At 63.9% G+C, this 15,565-nt stretch carries 16 protein-coding genes; 6 read left to right on the top strand and 10 right to left on the bottom strand.

The features are described 5' to 3' along the window. Nucleotides 1-293 precede the first annotated feature (293 nt). The gene (gene aceA / locus NCR93_RS05815; RefSeq protein WP_250532185.1) at nucleotides 294-1,601 is read left to right on the top strand and encodes an isocitrate lyase; all 1,308 of its coding nucleotides are present in this window, start codon (nucleotides 294-296) and stop codon (nucleotides 1,599-1,601) included. 86 nt (nucleotides 1,602-1,687) lie between these two features. Here aceA and NCR93_RS05810 read toward each other — a convergent pair whose 3' ends face one another. Both NCR93_RS05810 and NCR93_RS05805 read right to left on the bottom strand, forming a co-directional pair. Next, nucleotides 1,688-2,122, bottom strand: a complete 435-nt coding sequence (locus tag NCR93_RS05810; protein ID WP_008350148.1) for a universal stress protein — start codon at nucleotides 2,120-2,122, stop codon at nucleotides 1,688-1,690. 132 nt (nucleotides 2,123-2,254) lie between these two features. Next, nucleotides 2,255-3,157 (bottom strand): LysR family transcriptional regulator, encoded by a 903-nt coding sequence (locus tag NCR93_RS05805; RefSeq protein ID WP_034472020.1) that lies wholly within the window; start codon nucleotides 3,155-3,157, stop codon nucleotides 2,255-2,257. Nucleotides 3,158-3,295: 138 nt separating this feature from the next. Between NCR93_RS05805 and NCR93_RS05800 the strand changes: the two genes are divergently transcribed. The 3 genes from NCR93_RS05800 (at nucleotide 3,296) to NCR93_RS05790 (ending at nucleotide 6,178) form a co-directional block, all read left to right on the top strand. Further along, the gene (locus tag NCR93_RS05800; RefSeq protein ID WP_175979968.1) at nucleotides 3,296-4,135 is read left to right on the top strand and encodes a haloacid dehalogenase type II; all 840 of its coding nucleotides are present in this window, start codon (nucleotides 3,296-3,298) and stop codon (nucleotides 4,133-4,135) included. 18 nt (nucleotides 4,136-4,153) lie between these two features. Further along, entirely contained in the window at nucleotides 4,154-5,764 is a 1,611-nt protein-coding gene (gene aceB, locus NCR93_RS05795; protein ID WP_175979967.1) for a malate synthase A, read from the top strand. Nucleotides 5,765-5,917: 153 nt separating this feature from the next. Further along, nucleotides 5,918-6,178, top strand: a complete 261-nt coding sequence (locus NCR93_RS05790; protein ID WP_008350156.1) for a hypothetical protein — start codon at nucleotides 5,918-5,920, stop codon at nucleotides 6,176-6,178. A 17-nt stretch (nucleotides 6,179-6,195) separates the two neighbouring features. Here NCR93_RS05790 and NCR93_RS05785 read toward each other — a convergent pair whose 3' ends face one another. Continuing rightward, nucleotides 6,196-6,486 carry a putative quinol monooxygenase gene (locus NCR93_RS05785; protein ID WP_008350158.1) on the bottom strand — a complete coding sequence of 97 codons (291 nt, stop codon included), beginning with the start codon at nucleotides 6,484-6,486 and terminating at the stop codon, nucleotides 6,196-6,198. A 460-nt stretch (nucleotides 6,487-6,946) separates the two neighbouring features. After that, complete coding sequence (bamC, locus tag NCR93_RS05780; protein WP_034472024.1) at nucleotides 6,947-8,155, bottom strand: NlpB/DapX family lipoprotein; 1,209 nt, start codon at nucleotides 8,153-8,155, stop codon at nucleotides 6,947-6,949. Nucleotides 8,156-8,570: 415 nt separating this feature from the next. On the opposite strand from bamC, the gene NCR93_RS05775 reads away from it, so the two are divergent. Then, nucleotides 8,571-9,032, top strand: a complete 462-nt coding sequence (locus NCR93_RS05775) for a DUF2844 domain-containing protein (protein WP_175979966.1) — start codon at nucleotides 8,571-8,573, stop codon at nucleotides 9,030-9,032. Nucleotides 9,033-9,042: 10 nt separating this feature from the next. Further along, complete coding sequence (locus NCR93_RS05770) at nucleotides 9,043-10,329, top strand: DUF3443 domain-containing protein (RefSeq protein ID WP_175979965.1); 1,287 nt, start codon at nucleotides 9,043-9,045, stop codon at nucleotides 10,327-10,329. A 64-nt stretch (nucleotides 10,330-10,393) separates the two neighbouring features. On the opposite strand, the gene pcaC is transcribed toward NCR93_RS05770, so the two are convergent. From pcaC to NCR93_RS05740, 6 genes are read right to left on the bottom strand one after another with little or no spacing between them, the layout of a single operon-like run. Continuing rightward, entirely contained in the window at nucleotides 10,394-10,777 is a 384-nt protein-coding gene (pcaC, locus tag NCR93_RS05765) for a 4-carboxymuconolactone decarboxylase (protein WP_008350165.1), read from the bottom strand. Between the two features lie 2 nt (nucleotides 10,778-10,779). Then, nucleotides 10,780-11,568 (bottom strand): 3-oxoadipate enol-lactonase, encoded by a 789-nt coding sequence (gene pcaD / locus NCR93_RS05760; RefSeq protein WP_175979964.1) that lies wholly within the window; start codon nucleotides 11,566-11,568, stop codon nucleotides 10,780-10,782. A gap of 27 nt (nucleotides 11,569-11,595) precedes the next feature. Continuing rightward, complete coding sequence (locus tag NCR93_RS05755) at nucleotides 11,596-12,951, bottom strand: 3-carboxy-cis,cis-muconate cycloisomerase (RefSeq protein ID WP_175979963.1); 1,356 nt, start codon at nucleotides 12,949-12,951, stop codon at nucleotides 11,596-11,598. A 4-nt stretch (nucleotides 12,952-12,955) separates the two neighbouring features. Continuing rightward, nucleotides 12,956-14,158 carry a 3-oxoadipyl-CoA thiolase gene (pcaF, locus tag NCR93_RS05750; protein ID WP_175979962.1) on the bottom strand — a complete coding sequence of 401 codons (1,203 nt, stop codon included), beginning with the start codon at nucleotides 14,156-14,158 and terminating at the stop codon, nucleotides 12,956-12,958. 22 nt (nucleotides 14,159-14,180) lie between these two features. Continuing rightward, nucleotides 14,181-14,837, bottom strand: a complete 657-nt coding sequence (locus tag NCR93_RS05745) for a 3-oxoacid CoA-transferase subunit B (RefSeq protein WP_008350173.1) — start codon at nucleotides 14,835-14,837, stop codon at nucleotides 14,181-14,183. 16 nt (nucleotides 14,838-14,853) lie between these two features. Next, the gene (locus NCR93_RS05740; RefSeq protein WP_008350174.1) at nucleotides 14,854-15,546 is read right to left on the bottom strand and encodes a 3-oxoacid CoA-transferase subunit A; all 693 of its coding nucleotides are present in this window, start codon (nucleotides 15,544-15,546) and stop codon (nucleotides 14,854-14,856) included. Between the last annotated feature and the right edge of the window lie 19 nt (nucleotides 15,547-15,565).

The following is a 15,565-nucleotide window of genomic DNA, read 5'->3' as shown; positions in this document are numbered from 1 at the left end:
TCGCCCCGTCGCCATATTTCACCATGCGCAATGCTCTTTTGCGTCGCAAAAGCGGTGCTGCGCGGCACAAAACCGGCGGTTGCAAGATAGAAAACGCCGTTCCGCAATACGATATTCGGATCGTATCTCGTTGATTTTTAACAAGGAAAAATAAACCCGAAATCTCTGTCAGAGAGGTGTTTCGGAAATCGCATTAGCCTAGACTCTTATATAAGAGTTGAGCAAACGCAGACGCCGATTCGGCGCCGCTCATGCGATTCAGGAACATCAGTCCGGTCCCAGGGAGATTCGCCATGACCTCACGTCAACAACAAGCCCAGCAACTCCAGCAGCAATGGGAAACCGATCCGCGCTGGAAGGGCATCAAGCGCGGCTACTCGGCGGATGACGTCGTGCGTCTGCGCGGCTCGGTGCAGCCGGAGCACACGCTCGCGCGACGCGGCGCCGAACGGCTGTGGGCATCGATCAACGACCAGCCGTTCGTCAACGCGCTCGGCGCGCTGACCGGCAATCAGGCGATGCAGCAGGTCAAGGCCGGCCTCAAGGCGATCTATCTGTCGGGCTGGCAAGTGGCGGGAGATGCCAACGTCGCGGGTGAAATGTATCCCGACCAGTCGCTGTATCCGGCGAATTCGGTGCCGCTCGTCGTGAAGCGCATCAACAACACGCTCACCCGCGCCGATCAGATTCAATGGTCGGAAGGCAAGAATCCAGGCGATGAAGGCTATATCGATTACTTCGCGCCGATCGTCGCCGATGCGGAAGCGGGTTTCGGCGGCGTGCTGAACGCGTTCGAACTCATGAAGGCGATGATCGAAGCCGGCGCCGCGGGCGTGCACTTCGAGGACCAACTGGCGTCGGTCAAGAAATGCGGTCACATGGGCGGCAAGGTGCTCGTGCCGACGCGCGAGAATGTGGCGAAACTGTCGGCCGCGCGGCTGGCCGCGGACGTGTGCGGCGTGCCGACGTTGCTCATCGCCCGCACGGACGCCGAAGCCGCCGATCTCGTCACGTCCGACATCGACGACAATGACAAGCCGTTCCTCACCGGCGAGCGCACGGTGGAAGGCTTCTTCCGCACGAAGCCGGGTCTCGCGCAGGCAGTTTCGCGCGGCCTCGCCTACGCGCCCTACGCCGATCTCGTCTGGTGCGAAACGGGCAAGCCGGATCTCGAATACGCGAAGAAGTTCGCCGAGGCGATCCACAAGGCATTCCCCGGCAAGATGCTGTCGTACAACTGCTCGCCGTCGTTCAACTGGAAGAAGAATCTGGACGACGCGACCATCGCCAAGTTTCAGCGCGAACTGGGCGCGATGGGCTACAAGTTCCAGTTCATCACGCTGGCCGGCTTCCACGCGCTGAACTACTCGATGTTCAACCTCGCGCACGGCTACGCCCGTTCGCAGATGAGCGCGTTCGTCGAATTGCAGCAGGCCGAATTCGCCGCCGCCGACAAGGGCTTCACGGCCGTCAAGCACCAGCGCGAAGTGGGCACCGGCTACTTCGACGCGGTCACGCAGACGGTCGAGAAGGAAGCATCGACGACCGCCCTGCACGGCTCGACCGAAGACGAGCAGTTCTTCGACAAGAAGGTCGCGTAATACGGCTTCAGCAGGCGAATCAGGGAGAGTGGTGAAAGAAGCGGCGGTCCCGGCGCGCGCAGCCACGCGCCGGGGAACGCCGCTCGCTAGCGATACACGATCACCGGAATCTTCGTATGCGTCAGGACGCGCTGCGTTTCGCTGCCGATCAGCAGACTGCCGAGACCGCGCCGTCCGTGCGACGCCATCAGGATCACGTCGCAACCGTTTTGCTCCGCCGCCTCGATGATGCCGATATACGGCGCGGCATCGATGCTCGTCACGCTCGTGCAGGGCACGCCGGCGCTTTCCGCGGCGCGCTCGACCGCGCGCAGATGTTCGCGGGCTTCGTTCTCGGCGCGGGCGTGAAAATCGTCGGGCGGCTCGACGGCGACATCGGCGAATGGCGAATACGGATACTGAGGCAGGCACGCGTAAGCCGTGATGCGCGCACCGACGGATTGCGCAAGATCGATCGCGCCGTCGATGGCCTTTTGCGATAGCTCCGAGCCGTCGGTCGGCACGAGGATGTGTTTGAACATGGCGTCCTCCCCCGTAAGTTGATGGTGCGTGATTCCATTGTAGTAACGGGCGCCGGCGCAGAGCAATTTCGATGTACCCGCGCGGCGATGCGACGCCGCGCATAGGATTCCGAAGCTTTCACCGGCTCGCAGTCAACCCCAATATCCCGTCGCGTTATAGGTATGTTTGAGCAAATCGAGAAACAATCGCACGCGCAACGGCAGATGCCGCCTTTGCGGAAACACCGCGTGAATGCCGATCGGCGGCGCGGCGTACGCATCGAGCACGCTGACGAGGCGGCCAGCGTCGATGTCATCGCCGACTTCCCACCACGAGCGCCACGCGAGACCGCGGCCTTCGAGACACCATTCGTGCAGCACGGCGCCGTCCGAGCATTCCATCGTGCCGGAAACCTTGATCGTGACAACCTTGCCGTCCTGCTCGAACACCCAGCCACGCTGCTGATTCGCCGACGCGCCGAGTGCCAGGCAATTGTGATGCGCGAGCGCGGCGAGATCGGCGGGCTCGCCACGTTTTTCCAGATACTCCGGCGACGCGACGCACACGCGCCGGTTCTCTCCGAGCTTCAAGGAGACCAGCGACGAATCCGGCAGTTCGCCGAGACGCACGGCGCAGTCGAAGCCTTCGTTGACGAGATCGACCATGCGGTCGGTCAGATCGAGACTCACGGAAACGTCCGGATGCAAGGTCGTGAACTTCGGCACGAGCGGCGCGACGTGACGCCGTCCGAAGCCCGCCGGCGCCGAGACGCGCAAATGCCCGCTCGCCTTCACGCCGCCCGCCGACACGCTCGCCTCCGCGTTCTGCATGTCGTTGATGATGCGCTGGCAGTCCTCGAGAAACGCGGAGCCTTCGAAGGTCAGCGTGATTCGGCGCGTCGTACGCACGAGCAGCTTCACGCCGAGCCGCTCTTCGAGCGCATCCAGCCTGCGTCCGATGACGGCCGGCGCGATGCCCTCCGCCTGTGCCGCCGCCGACAGGCTGCCCTTCGCCGCGACCGAAGCGAAGGTTTCTATCTGCTTGAATCGATCCATGCGCGTTCGTCGTCAATATCGGTGTTGAACCACAGATTAGGTAAGTAAAAGTAAAAGATCAAGTGATGCTGCGGTGCTTTTTCCATCACTTAGATCACGAATACAATCGATTCCGACCTCTAAACGGAGCGCAAGGCTATGTCGGCCATAACGACACACGCATCGTCCAGCGAATTTTCCCGCGAGTTGTCCAAGCTCCCCCGCGCAGTCATCTTCGACGCTTACGGCACGCTTTTCGACGTCCACTCGGTCGTCGCGGCGGCCGAGCAGCTCTTTCCCGGCCACGGCGACGCACTCTCGAAGCTCTGGCGCCGCAAGCAGATCGAGTACACGCAACTGCGCACGCTCGCCGATCCGTCGGGCGCGCACTACGAGCCGTTCTGGACAGTCACGATCGATGCGCTGCGCCACGCGGCTGCACGCCTGAACCTCGCCGATGCGCTCACGAGCGCCGCCGAGAAGCGCCTGATGGACGAATACGCGTGCCTTTCCGCGTTCCCCGACACGCTGCCCGCGCTCAGATCGTTGCGCGACGGCCTCGCCATTCCGCTCGCGATTTTGTCGAACGGCAATCCGCCGATGCTCGACATCGCCGTGAAAAGCGCCGGCATGAGCGGCCTCTTCGATTACGTTCTGTCGGTCGATGCAGCGCGCGCCTACCAGCCCGCGCCCGCCGCCTACGCGCTCGGCACCCGAGCCTTCGACGCCAGCGCGCGCGACATCGTATTCGCGTCGAGCAACGGCTGGAATGTCGCCGGCGCAACATGGTTCGGCTACACGACTTTCTGGATCAACCGCGCCGCGCTGCCGCCCGAGGAACTGGGCGTCGCGCCGCACGGCAGCGGCCGCGGCATGGCCGATCTCATCGCTTTCATCGAAGGCGGCGCGGTGCGCGCCGTCGCCAACTCTCGCCGGATCACGCAGCCGAAAAGCAGGCAGCGCAACGCTTCACGCACAACCACTAGCAAAACCGTCTGACCGACCAAGGAGAAAACCATGACGCATCCATCGAATCCGCTTTCGCTTCCGAAAGGCATGGCCATCTCAGCCGATATCAAGCCCGGCTACGAGACCATCCTGACGCCCGAAGCGCTCGCGTTCGTCGCGTCGCTGCATCGCCAGTTCGAGCCGCGCCGCCAGCAATTGCTCGCGGCGCGCGTCGAGCGCACGAAGCGTCTCGATGCGGGCGAGCGCCCGAGCTTCCTCGAAGAAACGAAATCGATCCGCGAAGGCGACTGGAAGGTCGCGCCGCTGCCGGCAGATCTTCAATGCCGTCGCGTCGAGATCACCGGTCCGGTCGAGCGCAAGATGATCATCAACGCGCTCAACTCCGGCGCGGATTCCTACATGACCGACTTCGAGGATTCGAATGCGCCGAACTGGGACAACCAGATCGTCGGCCAGGTCAATCTGAAGGAAGCCGTGCGCCGCACGATTTCGCTCGAACAGAACGGCAAGTCGTACAAGCTCAACGACAAGATCGCGACGCTGATCGTGCGTCCGCGCGGCTGGCATCTCGACGAAAAGCACGTCACCGTCGATGGCGAGCGCGTGTCGGGCGGCATCTTCGATTTCGCGCTCTTCCTGTTTCACAACGCGAAGGAGTTGATCGCGCGCGGCAGCGGTCCGTACTTCTATCTGCCGAAGATGGAAAGCCATCTCGAAGCGCGTCTGTGGAACGACATTTTCGTCGCGGCGCAGGAGGCCATCGGCATCCCGCGCGGCACGATTCGCGCGACGGTGCTCGTCGAAACGATTCTCGCCGCGTTCGAGATGGACGAAATCCTGTACGAGCTGCGCGAGCATAGCTCGGGGCTCAACGCGGGCCGCTGGGATTACATCTTCTCGGCGATCAAGAAGTTCAAGAACGACACGGACTTCTGCCTCGCCGACCGCGCGAAGATCACGATGACGTCGCCCTTCATGCGCGCCTATGCGCTCGAACTTTTGAAGACATGCCACAAACGCAATGCGCCGGCGATCGGCGGCATGTCGGCGCTGATTCCGATCAAGAACGATCCGGCCGCGAACGACAAAGCGATGGGCGGCGTGCGCTCCGACAAGGCGCGCGACGCCTCCGACGGCTACGACGGTGGCTGGGTCGCGCATCCGGGCCTCGTGCCGGTCGCGATGGAAGAGTTCGTGAAGGTGCTCGGCGACAAACCCAACCAGATCGACAAGCAGCGCACCGACGTGCAGGTGACGGCGCACGATCTGCTCGACTTCCGTCCGGAAGAGCCGATCACCGAAGCGGGCTTGCGCAACAACGTGAACGTCGGCGTCCACTATCTCGGTTCGTGGCTCGCGGGCAATGGCTGCGTGCCGATCCACAATCTGATGGAAGACGCCGCGACCGCCGAAATCTCGCGCTCGCAGGTGTGGCAATGGATCCGCTCGCCGAAGGGCAAGCTCGACGACGGCCGCAAGGTCACGGCATCGATGGTGCGCGAGATCACCATCGACGAACTGGAGAAGGTGAAGCAGGCGGTCAGCGCGTCGGGCGCGGACACGAAGCCCTACGAACGCGCGGCGAAAATCTTCGAGGAAATGTCGACTTCGGCGCACTTCACCGAGTTTCTGACGCTGCCGCTGTACGAGGAAATTTGAGCATTTCGTGCCGTCTCGCGCACGAACGGAAAACGGCCTTCGGGCCGTTTTTTCGTCTGGCACGCCGCATGGATCGCGCACGGCGTGTGCTACATTGCGCATCGTCTTTTCAACGATTCAACCGTGGAGCGCACTCATCGTGCGAACGACAGCATGAGCAATATCCAGCTCGATATCGAATGGACCGAAGCGGCATCGCGCAAGATCGAAAAACTGATGCCGCGCAACGCGAACAAGGACTCGTATCTGGCGCTGCCGCCCGTCGAATGCCTGCCGATGGAAGGCGACGTGCTGTTCCTCGGACCGTCCGGCAAGCAGCAGCCGTTCATCGTCGCGGAGCGCCAGTATCATCACGACGGCGACGCCGACTGGACCATCATCCTGATCCTCGACGTCCCGCAAGAAACGCATTAAAAGCGCTGTCCGATCCGTCAGAGAATCTTGCTCGCGACACGGACTTCGCCGTGCTCGCACAAGTCCGGCGATTTGGCGCGGAACGTCTGGATGTGCGCCGTTTCGCCGTGCTTCGCGAGCGCGGCCTCGCTCTCCCAGCGCTCGACGAAGATAAAGCGCCGCGGCTCCTTCAGGTCGCGGTGCAAGTCGTATTGCAGCGCACCCGCCTCCTTGCGCGTCGGCTCGACGTTCGCTTCCAGCACTTCCCTCAGTTCCTCTTCCTTGCCCGGTTTGGCGACAAAGATCGCGACGACGGCAACTTCCGACATGAGCTTCTCCTTTCTTACTTGAACGATGGAAGCACGAGCATAACCGCGCATCGCGCATGTCGCCGAAAACGCCCGATCTGCAAGCCAAAGAAAAAGCCCGCGTTCCAAGAGAAACGCGGGCAAAAACCGTCGCCCTACGAGGATAGGCGACGGGGCCATCGGGGTTCGCGCAGCGCGAACCAATCGTCTGTTTGTCAGGTACAACGTGCGTGATACGCGCGCTTCGTGGAACTTCCGGCGGGTGATTTACGCCACTGATGCAATGTACTGTCCGGGCGTTCATTTCTATAAGCTTTTGCGCACATTTCCCGATAGAAAGAATTGTCTGCGCAATATTTACGCGTCGCTCGCATTTCCGTGCGCGCTGAAAAAATCGTTTGCGCGCCCGGCGGCGGCATCGACGGCGTAAAAAAACCGCCTCGCGAAGGAGGCGGTTTCTGCGGATCGGCGCGGAAAACGATCAGCTGATCTGGTCGGCGAGCAGCGCCATGATCTGGCGAGCTTGCGGCGACGAATCGACTTCGCCCTTGTCGTCGACGATCGCCACGCGCGTTTGCTGCTCGGTGACGGCGCGCACGTTGACTTGATACTGCTTCGCCTTCATTTCCTTGCGGCCGTGGAACACCTGGCTCCAGAAGCCTTGTTCCGCCGACGACTTGTCCGTCGGATCGACGTAGCGCACGTAATAGACGCCCTTGCTGCGGTCGCGGTCGTCCACCGTGAAGTTGGCGCGATCGAGCGCGATGCCCACGCGCAACCACGCGCGGTCGTACGCTTCCGGCAAGGTCAGTTGCGACGATGCGGCCTCGGGCACGACTTCGTTGCGGATCGGCGAATTGCCCGCGTACGCGGCGTTCTGCGCCGCGACCGACGCCGCCTTCGCATCGCCGCCCTTCGCGGCTTGCGCGCCCGCAGCACCGGCGGCCGGGGCGTCGAGCGGCGTTGCGCCGCCGGAAGCCGCCCGCTGGTCGGCCAGCGAGAGCGAGGACATCAGGCGCTTGAGGTATTCGTTCTCGAGCGCGGGATCGTTCGGGCGGGCCTGCCACTGGCTCGTGTCATTGTTCACGCCGGTCAGCGCCTCGCGCATGCCCTTCTGGCTGATGAACACATACGTGCCGCCGTTCGGCGCCGCTTCGAGACGCGTGCGGTACTTGTTGCGCTCGGCCGTGACATACGAGTTGCCCGTTGCCTTGGCGAGCGTGTCGCGGATCAGGCCGTCGGAAATCTGCGGATGGGTTTCGTTCCAGTCCGTTTCCATCACGCCCTTGTCGCGCTGATCGACGACGAGCAGAAAGCCCTGCTCCTGCCAGAAACGGCGGACCTGCGGCCACACCTGATCGGGCGTCTTGCCATCGACGACGAGCCAGCGCTCGGTGCCGTCGCGCTGAACGCGCATGCCCGACACCGGCGGAACCACCGTGGGCGCGTTCGGTGCGACTTTCTGAATCTGCTGCAGATCGGACAGCGATGCCTGCCCGCCCTGCGGCGGCAATGAACGCTGATCGGCCGCTTCGTCGAGCAGGTTCGGCGGCACGGCGAGAGACACCTGTTTCGAACGCTGATCGCTCTTGTAGTTGAACGCGTTGGGATTGGACGAGCCACATCCCGCCACGATTCCGGCCACCGCGAAAAGCGCAGCCATCCGCTTCGTTACACGAAAATCTGTCATTTGGAGAAGTCCTTCCGCTACGCCACGGGCGTTCTTCCGTGGATCAACCCGTTATTTTACCGGTCCGCCGTGCGCCGTGACAAAAAAGAGGTCACGACGGCTTCCGGCAAGGCTGCGCAGCGCGCCCATTAAACGTTGCCTTTCAATGACGAAAGCAGACTACGCGCAGCCAAAAGGCGCGCCTCAAATTTCCATTTAAGCCGCTCCGCATCGAATTGACAATTTATGACAATCGCGAAAAGCGGCAATTCGGCTTTTCGATCTGCGTAACCTTTTGATTCATAGAGACTTCTTTTTCTCCGACGCGCATCCGCCCGTTTCGCGCGGAAACATCGACGTGTATCAGTTTTTTCTGACTTCCTCCTAAAATCGCATCTCGAAAATAAGAAGAGTCCTAATTAACGGAGAGAACGTCATGAGAAAAATCAGAATTCCTCACTACGCGACGGCATGCCTGACCATTCTGGCGATCGGCGCGTCGGCTAATGCGCACGCGCAGCTCGGTGCCGCCGGGCGCGCGTCGAGCGCATCGCAGGGCGATGTCGTGCATCAGGCGCAGAGCGGCCTTGTCAAATTCCACGAAACGACCGATGCCGACGGCATCGTCGTGCGTGAGTATGTCGATTCGAGCGGCACGGTGTACGCGGTGTCCTGGCGCGGCCCGGCGATGCCGGACGTCCGCACGCTGCTCGGCAGCCATTTCGAGACGTTCAGGCAAGGCGCGAGCGCGTCGGTCGGCGATGCGGGCCTGCATGCGGCGCACGTCGCCGCGGGCGATCTCGTCGTCGAAAATCGCACGCGGCTGCGCGAATTCATCGGCCGCGCATGGCTTGCGAGCGCCCTGCCGCCGGGCGTGAGCGCAACGGACATTCAGTAAGAGGCCCGCCATGAGCCCACGCGCCCTTCTCTCGATCGCCGCACTCGGCACTTGCGTTCTGCTTCACGCCTGCGGCGGCGGCGGAGGTTCGGACGGCGGCTCGAACGGCAGCGCCGCCGCGTCGCCTCACCAGGCCAGCGCGCCCCAGACGGCCAGCGCCGCGACGCCCGCGAGCGCGGCGTCGTCCCCATCCACCGGCACGACCGTCGCGCAATCGACGACGCCCAACGTCCAGATCATCCATGTTTCCAGCACGCCGACCAACACGCGCAACATGCTGCAAACCAGCGTGACGATCTGCGTGCCGGGCACGGACACATGCCAGACCATCGACGACATTCAGGTCGATACCGGCTCGCACGGCTTGAGAGTGCTGGCGTCCGCACTCAGTCCGTCGATCGCGTTGCCGCTCGTCGCGGGCGGCAGCCAGAGCGCGATCATCGCGGAATGCGCCGTGTTCGGCTCAGGCTATACGTGGGGCGCGGTCCGCACGGCCGATATCCGGCTCGCGAGCCAGGTCGCGCGCTCGACTTCCGTGCAACTGATCGCCGACTCCGCCGCAGGCAACGCGGCGCAGGACTGCAGCCAGTCCGGCCTGCCGATGCTCTCCGCGTCGAGCCTGCGCGGCAACGGCATCCTCGGCGTCGGACCGTTCACCGCCGACTGCGGCGCGGGATGCGCAACCTCGGCGATGCCGCGCTGGTACTACAGCTGCATCTCGGGCAACTGCACCGCGAGCAAGCTGGCGGTCGCGCAGCAGGTGACCAATCCGGTCGCGAACTTCGCGTCGGACAACAACGGTGTGCTGATCGAGCTGCCCGACGTGCCGGATAGCGGCGCATCGGCGGTCACGGGGACGATGACCTTCGGCATCGGCTCGCAGTCGAACAATCTGCTCGGCTCGGCCACGGTGCTCAAGGCGAGTTCGCTGTCCGGCTACGTCACGACGGATTTCGGCGGCAGCCAGTACGGTTCGAGCTTCATCGATAGCGGATCGAACGGCGTCTTCTTCCCGTCGGCGACGCTCGCGAAGTGCGGCGCGTGGTATTGCCCGTCGACGCCGACGACGATCGCCGCGACGATCCGTTCGTCGAGCGGCGCGCAGAGCGCGGTGAGCTTCACCATCGCGCAATCGACGACCTTGTTCGGCACCGGCCACTTCGCCTTCGACAATCTCGCCGGCTCCGCGAGCGGCTTCTTCGACTGGGGCTTGCCTTTCTTCTACGGACGGCGCGTGTTCACGGCGCTCGCAGGACGCCCGACGCCCGCAGGACCGGGACCGTTCTACGCGTTCTGAGTCCGCAAACGAAAAAACCGTCTCCGGTTTCCCGGAGACGGTTTTTATCGGTTCCGCGTCGCGACTACGCCTTGCTCTCTTCGTCGAAGATTTTCTGCGCGAGGTGGAACGCCGAATTCGCCGCCGGCACGCCGCAGTAGACCGCCGTTTGCAACAGCACTTCCTTGATCTCGTCTTGCGTGACGCCGTTGTTCTTCGCGGCGCGCAAGTGCAGTGCGAGTTCTTCGCTGCGGTTGAGCGCGACCATCATCGCGATCGTGATGAGGCTGCGCGTGTGACGCGGCAGGCCGTCGCGCGTCCAGATTTCGCCCCACGCATAGCGCGTGATGAAGTTCTGGAATTCGGTCGTCAGCTCGGTGCGGTTTGCAAGCGAGCGGTCGACGTGCGCGTCGGACAGCACCGCGCGGCGCACTTTCATCCCGGCTTCGTAACGTTCGTCGTCGGTCATCTTTATTCTCCGAGGAAGTCGAGGACGGCGCGCGTGTAGTCGTCGCGCTTTTCGATGTTCGACAGATGCGCCGCGTCCAGTTCGACGTAGCGCGAGCCGCCGATATAACCCGCGAGCTCGCGGCCCTGCTCGGCCGTCGTCGACAGATCGTGCGTGCCCGCAATCACAAGCACGGGCAATGCGATGGTCTTCGCTTCGTCGCGCAGGTCGGCGTCGCGGATCGCCTCGCAGTTCGACGCGTAGCCGTCGCCGTTGGTGTGGCGGAACACGTCGCGGATATTCGCGAGTTCGAGCTGCTCACGCTCGATGAAGGGCGCGGTAAACCAGCGCGCGATCACGGCGTCGGTCAGCGCGGGCATGCCGCCCGGCTCGCGCGCTTTCGCGGCGCGCGGCGTCCACACGGCGTCCGAGCCGATCAGCGCGGCGGTGTTCGACAACACCACGCGCGAGAAGCGCTCCGGATGACGCGCCGCCAGCCCGATGCCGGTCAGCCCGCCCATCGACAGGCCGCAGTAGTTCGCGCGCTCGATTTTCAGATGATCCATCAGGCCGATCACGTCGCCGATCAGCTGATCGATCGTGTACGGGCCCGGCGGCACGTCCGAATGACCGTGGCCGCGCGTGTCGTAGCGCACGACGCGATAGCGCGCGGCGAACGCCTCGATGTTCGGCGTCCACATCGAGACATCGGCGCCGAGCGAATTCGACAGCACGAGCCACGGCGCGTTGTCGCCCGCCGTCGCGTCGATGCGATAGTGAATCCGTGTTCCGTTGACTTCGGCAAGAGGCATGTTTTTACCGCTCCTGTGTGTTCCTGCTTATTTCGAGTGAGCGTTCGCGATGGCGGCATCGACGAACGCCTGCGCCTGTCCGACGTAATTCGCCGGATCGAGCAGCGATTTCAGTTGATCCTGCGAAACATGACGCGTGACGGTTTCGTTCGAGCAGAGTTCGTCGAAGAGCGACGTGCCGTTCGCCACCGACGCCTTCGACGCGCCTTCGACGAGCTTGTGCGCGTCGAGCCTGCCGATTGCGTCGCCGAGCGCGAGCATCACCGCTTCGCCGAGAATCAGTCCGTTGGTCACGTCGAGATTGCGTGCGAGCCGTTCGACATTGACTTCCATCGACGGAACGATGCCCACGATGTTCGACAACGCGCCCGCCGTCAGACGCGCGAGATCGGGCAGCGCTTCCCACTCGGCCTGCCAGCCGCCGAGCGCGCGCTCGTGCTCCTGGACCATGCCCGCGAAGATCGTCGCGACGAGATTCGGCGCGCGCGTCGCGGCGGTCAGAACGGCCGCGCAGCCGACTGGATTGCGCTTGTGCGGCATCGTCGACGATCCGCCCTTGCCTGCGGCCGCCGGTTCGGCGACTTCTCCGAGCTCGGTCTGCATCATCAGCGAGACATCGCGCGCGATCTTGCCCAGCGTGCCCGTCAGCATGCCGAGAAACGACGCGGTTTCCGCGATGCGATCGCGCTGCGTGTGCCACGGCAACGCGGGAAGCGCCAGCTTCAGGTCCTGCGCAAGCGATGCCGCGACCGGCAAGGCCTTGTCGCGCAGACTCGCGAGCGTGCCCGCCGCGCCGCCGAATTGCAGCACGAGCGCGCGCGACCTCAGTTCGCCGAGGCGCTCGCGATGACGCGTCACTGCATCGAGCCATTGCGCGAACTTCAGGCCGAGCGTGATCGGCAGCGCCTGCTGAAGCCAGGTGCGGCCGATCATCGGCGTGTTTTTGTGGGCTTGCGCCTGCGTGGCGAGCGCATCGGAGAGCGAGCGCAGATCCGCATCGATCAGATCGAGAAACGCGCGCAATTGCAGCACGACGCCCGTATCGATGATGTCCTGACTCGTCGCGCCCCAATGCACGTACTTGGCTGCTTCGGCGTCGCGCGCCTTCACGACGGCCGTCAGTTGCTTGACGAGCGGAATCGCGAGATTGCCGCCCGCCGCGGCGCCGGTCATCAGCGCATCGGCGTCGATGTTATCGGCATCGCAGGCGGCGACGATCGCATCCACCGCGCCCGACGGAATCACGCCATGCAGCGCGGATGCGCGCGCGAGCGCGGCTTCGACATCGAGGATGGCCTGCACGGTCGCGCGCGGCGACCAGATCTCGTTCGCGGCGGCGTTGCCGCAAATGAGATCGGTCAAACGTCCGGTCGATGAAAACATGTGATCAGACGCGCTCGATGATCATCGCGATGCCTTGGCCGACGCCAATGCACATCGTGCAAAGCGCGTAACGTCCGCCCGTGCGATGCAACTGGTAGCTCGCGGTCGTGACGAGCCGCGCGCCGGACGCGCCCAGCGGATGGCCGAGCGCGATCGCACCGCCGTTCGGATTGACGCGGGGATCGTCATCGGCGACGCCGAGCATGCGCAGCGTCGCCAAACCTTGGGACGCGAACGCTTCGTTCAGCTCGATCACGTCCATCTGGTCGATGGTCATGCCGAGACGCGCAAGCAGCTTCTGCGAGGCCGGACCCGGACCGATGCCCATCACGCGCGGCGGCACGCCGGCCGTGGCCAAGCCCAGAATGCGCGCGCGCGGCGTGAGGCCGTTGCGCTTCGCGCTTTCCTCGTCGGCTATCAGCATCGCGACCGCGCCGTCGTTCACGCCCGACGCGTTGCCCGCTGTCACCGAGCCGTCCGGACGCACGACGCCCTTCAGTTTCGCGAGCGCTTCGAGGCTCGTTTCGCGCGGATGCTCGTCCTTGTCGACGACGAGCGCATCGCCCTTTTTCTGCGGAATCGTCACCGCGACGATTTCCTGCGCCAGCGTGCCGTCCTTTTGCGCGCGCGCCGCCTTCTGCTGCGAGCGCAGCGCGAACGCGTCCTGATCGGCGCGGCTGATCTTGTAGTCGTCCGCGACGTTTTCGGCGGTTTCCGGCATCGAATCGACGCCGTACTGCTTCTTCATCAGCGGATTGATGAAGCGCCAGCCGATGGTCGTATCGTGGATTTCTGCGGAACGCGAGAACGCGCTCGTCGCCTTGCCCATCACGAACGGCGCGCGGCTCATGCTTTCGACGCCGCCCGCGATCATCAGGCTCGTCTCGCCCGCCTTGATCGCGCGGGCCGCGACGCCGATCGCGTCCATGCCCGAGCCGCACAGGCGATTGACCGTCGAGCCCGGCGTGCCGACCGGCAAACCGGCCAGCAGCGCCGACATGCGCGCGACGTTGCGGTTGTCTTCGCCCGCCTGATTCGCGCAGCCGTAGATCACTTCGTCGATGGCTTCCCAGTCCACTTCCTTGTTGCGCTCGACCAGCGCGCGCAGCGGCACGGCGCCGAGATCGTCGGCGCGCACGGAGGACAGCGAGCCGCCGTAACGACCGATCGGCGTGCGGATGGCATCACATACGAAAGCTTCTTTCATCTTCAATGTCTCCAGAATTCTCTCAGGCTGCTTCGGTCAGCGGCGCGTATTGCAGTGGCACCTGGGCCAGCTTCTGCAACTCTTCGAACGCCAGTCCGTCGACGATTTCGCGCACGACGAAGCCTTCCGGCGTCACGTCGAACACGGCGAGATCCGTGTACACGCGATTCACGCACGCGACGCCCGTCACCGGATACGTGCAGGCGTCGACCAGCTTGCTCTCGCCCTGCTTGGTGAGCAGTTCCATCATCACGTAGACCTGCTTCGCGCCGATCGCGAGATCCATCGCGCCGCCGACAGCCGGAATCGCGTCGGGCGCGCCGGTGTGCCAGTTCGCGAGATCGCCCGTCGCGGAAACCTGGAAGGCGCCGAGCACGCAGAAGTCGAGATGGCCGCCGCGCATCATCGCGAACGAATCGGCGTGATGGAAAAACGCGCCGCCGGTCAGCAACGTGACGTGCTGCTTGCCTGCGTTGATGAGTTCGTCGTCTTCCTCGCCTTTGGCGGGCGCCGGTCCCATGCCGAGCAGGCCGTTTTCGCTGTGCAGGAAGATCTCGCGGTCCGCCGCGAGATGATTGGCGACCAGCGTCGGCACGCCGATGCCCAGGTTCACGTACGCGCCTTCGGGAATGTCCGCGGCCACGCGCTTGGCCATTTCGTCACGAGTGAGTTTCTTCATGGCTTTTCGTCCTTCCTTAAGCGGCGAGTTCGGCTTGATGCACGGCTTGCGGTACTTCGACGACGCGCTGCACGAAAATGCCCGGCGTCACGATGTTTTCGGGGTCCAGCTCGCCGAGCGCGACGACCTTCGAGACCTGCACGATGGCCGTTTTCGCGGCGCTCGCCATGATCGGACCGAAGTTGCGCGCAGTTTTACGATAGACCAGATTGCCCCAGCGATCGCCCTTATATGCCTTCACCAGCGCGAAATCCGCGTGCAGCGGCGCTTCGAGCACGTAGTGCCGGCCGTCGATCACGCGCGTTTCCTTGCCTTCGGCGAGCTTCGTGCCGTAGCCCGTCGGCGTGAAAAATCCGCCGATGCCCGCGCCCGCCGCGCGGATGCGTTCCGCCAGATTGCCCTGCGGCACGAGTTCCAGCTCGATTTCGCCCGCGCGATAGAGCGCGTCGAACACATGCGAGTCCGTCTGACGCGGGAACGAGCAGATGATCTTGCGCACGCGCTTCGCCTTCAGCAGCGCGGCCAGTCCCGTGTCGCCGTTGCCGGCGTTGTTGTTGACGATCGTGAGCCCGCGCGCGCCCTGCTCGATGAGCGCGTCGATCAGCTCGGACGGCATGCCCGCCGTGCCGAAACCGCCGATCATGATGGTCGCGCCGTCGTGGACGTCGGCGACGGCCGAGGCGAGCGAATCGAAAATCTTGTTGATCATTGCCGTTCCTGTCTGTCTC

The organism is Caballeronia sp. ATUFL_F1_KS39, assembly GCF_023630985.1.
Lineage (GTDB): Bacteria > Pseudomonadota > Gammaproteobacteria > Burkholderiales > Burkholderiaceae > Caballeronia > Caballeronia zhejiangensis.
This window is presented reverse-complemented; position numbering and strand designations above follow the sequence as displayed.